The 3,134-nt window shown below is 53.0% G+C and carries 2 rRNA genes; both read right to left on the bottom strand.

From position 1 onward, the window contains the following. Positions 1-7: 7 nt before the first annotated feature. A 5S ribosomal RNA gene (gene rrf / locus F3J30_RS22445) occupies positions 8-123 on the bottom strand. A 71-nt stretch (positions 124-194) separates the two neighbouring features. Further along, positions 195-3,099: ribosomal RNA gene (locus tag F3J30_RS22450) — 23S ribosomal RNA — on the bottom strand. Between the last annotated feature and the right edge of the window lie 35 nt (positions 3,100-3,134).

Genomic DNA, 3,134 nt, shown 5'->3' on the forward strand with positions numbered 1-3,134 from the left:
ATTTGATGCCTGGCAGTTCCCTACTCTCACATGGGGAGACCCCACACTACCATCGGCGCTACGGCGTTTCACTTCTGAGTTCGGCATGGGGTCAGGTGGGACCACCGCGCTAAAGCCGCCAGGCAAATTCTGTTAAATCTGTATCAGGCTGAAATTGATTGTCTGTCTCTTCGCCGAAACAGCTTCGGCGTTGTAAGGTTAAGCCTCACGGTTCATTAGTATCGGTTAGCTCAACGTATCGCTACGCTTACACACCCGACCTATCAACGTCGTAGTCTTCAACGTTCCTTCAGGACCCTTAAAGGGTCAGGGAGAACTCATCTCGGGGCAAGTTTCGTGCTTAGATGCTTTCAGCACTTATCTTTTCCGCATTTAGCTACCGGGCAATGCCATTGGCATGACAACCCGAACACCAGTGATGCGTCCACTCCGGTCCTCTCGTACTAGGAGCAGCCCCCCTCAATTCTCCAGCGCCCACGGCAGATAGGGACCGAACTGTCTCACGACGTTCTAAACCCAGCTCGCGTACCACTTTAAACGGCGAACAGCCGTACCCTTGGGACCTACTTCAGCCCCAGGATGTGATGAGCCGACATCGAGGTGCCAAACACCGCCGTCGATATGAACTCTTGGGCGGTATCAGCCTGTTATCCCCGGAGTACCTTTTATCCGTTGAGCGATGGCCCTTCCATTCAGAACCACCGGATCACTATGACCTGCTTTCGCACCTGCTCGAGCCGTCACTCTCGCAGTCAAGCTAGCTTATGCCATTGCACTAACCTCCTGATGTCCGACCAGGATTAGCTAACCTTCGTGCTCCTCCGTTACTCTTTGGGAGGAGACCGCCCCAGTCAAACTACCCACCAGACACTGTCCGCAACCCGGATTACGGGTCTACGTTAGAACACCAGCCATTAAAGGGTGGTATTTCAAGGTTGGCTCCATGCAGACTGGCGTCCACACTTCAAAGCCTCCCACCTATCCTACACATCAAGGACCAGTGTTCAGTGTCAAGCTATAGTAAAGGTTCACGGGGTCTTTCCGTCTTGCCGCGGGTACACTGCATCTTCACAGCGAGTTCAATTTCACTGAGTCTCGGGTGGAGACAGCCTGGCCATCATTACGCCATTCGTGCAGGTCGGAACTTACCCGACAAGGAATTTCGCTACCTTAGGACCGTTATAGTTACGGCCGCCGTTTACCGGGGCTTCGATCAAGAGCTTCGCGTTGCCGCTAACCCCATCAATTAACCTTCCGGCACCGGGCAGGCGTCACACCGTATACGTCCACTTTCGTGTTTGCACAGTGCTGTGTTTTTAATAAACAGTTGCAGCCAGCTGGTATCTTCGACTGATTTCAGCTCCACCCGCAGGGGCTTCACCTACATATCAGCGTGCCTTCTCCCGAAGTTACGGCACCATTTTGCCTAGTTCCTTCACCCGAGTTCTCTCAAGCGCCTTGGTATTCTCTACCTGACCACCTGTGTCGGTTTGGGGTACGATTTGATGTTACCTGATGCTTAGAGGCTTTTCCTGGAAGCAGGGCATTTGTTACTTCAGCACCGTAGTGCCTCGTCATCACACCTCAGCGTTAAAAAGAGTCCGGATTTACCTAAACTCTCCGCCTACATGCTTAAACCGGGACAACCGTCGCCCGGCTAACATAGCCTTCTCCGTCCCCCCTTCGCAGTAACACCAAGTACAGGAATATTAACCTGTTTCCCATCGACTACGCCTTTCGGCCTCGCCTTAGGGGTCGACTCACCCTGCCCCGATTAACGTTGGACAGGAACCCTTGGTCTTCCGGCGTGCGGGCTTTTCACCCGCATTATCGTTACTTATGTCAGCATTCGCACTTCTGATACCTCCAGCAACCCTCACAGGTCACCTTCAACGGCTTACAGAACGCTCCCCTACCCAACAACACATAGTGTCGCTGCCGCAGCTTCGGTGCATGGTTTAGCCCCGTTACATCTTCCGCGCAGGCCGACTCGACCAGTGAGCTATTACGCTTTCTTTAAATGATGGCTGCTTCTAAGCCAACATCCTGGCTGTCTGTGCCTTCCCACATCGTTTCCCACTTAACCATGACTTTGGGACCTTAGCTGGCGGTCTGGGTTGTTTCCCTCTTCACGACGGACGTTAGCACCCGCCGTGTGTCTCCCGTGATAACATTCTTCGGTATTCGTAGTTTGCATCGGGTTGGTAAGCCGGGATGGCCCCCTAGCCGAAACAGTGCTCTACCCCCGAAGATGAGTTCACGAGGCGCTACCTAAATAGCTTTCGGGGAGAACCAGCTATCTCCCGGTTTGATTGGCCTTTCACCCCCAGCCACAAGTCATCCGCTAATTTTTCAACATTAGTCGGTTCGGTCCTCCAGTTAGTGTTACCCAACCTTCAACCTGCCCATGGCTAGATCACCGGGTTTCGGGTCTATACCCTGCAACTTAACGCCCAGTTAAGACTCGGTTTCCCTTCGGCTCCCCTATACGGTTAACCTTGCTACAGAATATAAGTCGCTGACCCATTATACAAAAGGTACGCAGTCACACCACGAAGGTGCTCCCACTGCTTGTACGTACACGGTTTCAGGTTCTTTTTCACTCCCCTCGCCGGGGTTCTTTTCGCCTTTCCCTCACGGTACTGGTTCACTATCGGTCAGTCAGGAGTATTTAGCCTTGGAGGATGGTCCCCCCATATTCAGACAGGATACCACGTGTCCCGCCCTACTCTTCGAGTTCACAACCTGTGTGCTTTCGTGTACGGGACTATCACCCTGTACCGTGCGACTTTCCAGACGCTTCCACTAACACACAAGCTGATTCAGACTCTGGGCTGCTCCCCGTTCGCTCGCCGCTACTGGGGGAATCTCGGTTGATTTCTTTTCCTCGGGGTACTTAGATGTTTCAGTTCCCCCGGTTCGCCTCGTTAACCTATGTATTCAGTTAACGATAGTGTGTCGGAACACACTGGGTTTCCCCATTCGGACATCGCCGGGTCAAAGGTTCATATCACCTCGCCGGCGCTTTTCGCAGATTAGCACGTCCTTCATCGCCTCTGACTGCCAGGGCATCCACCGTGTACGCTTAGTCGCTTAACCTCACAACCCGAAGATGTTTCTTTCGATTCATCATC

Origin of the sequence: Enterobacter sp. Tr-810 (assembly GCF_011752765.1) — a bacterium.
GTDB lineage: Bacteria > Pseudomonadota > Gammaproteobacteria > Enterobacterales > Enterobacteriaceae > Enterobacter > Enterobacter soli.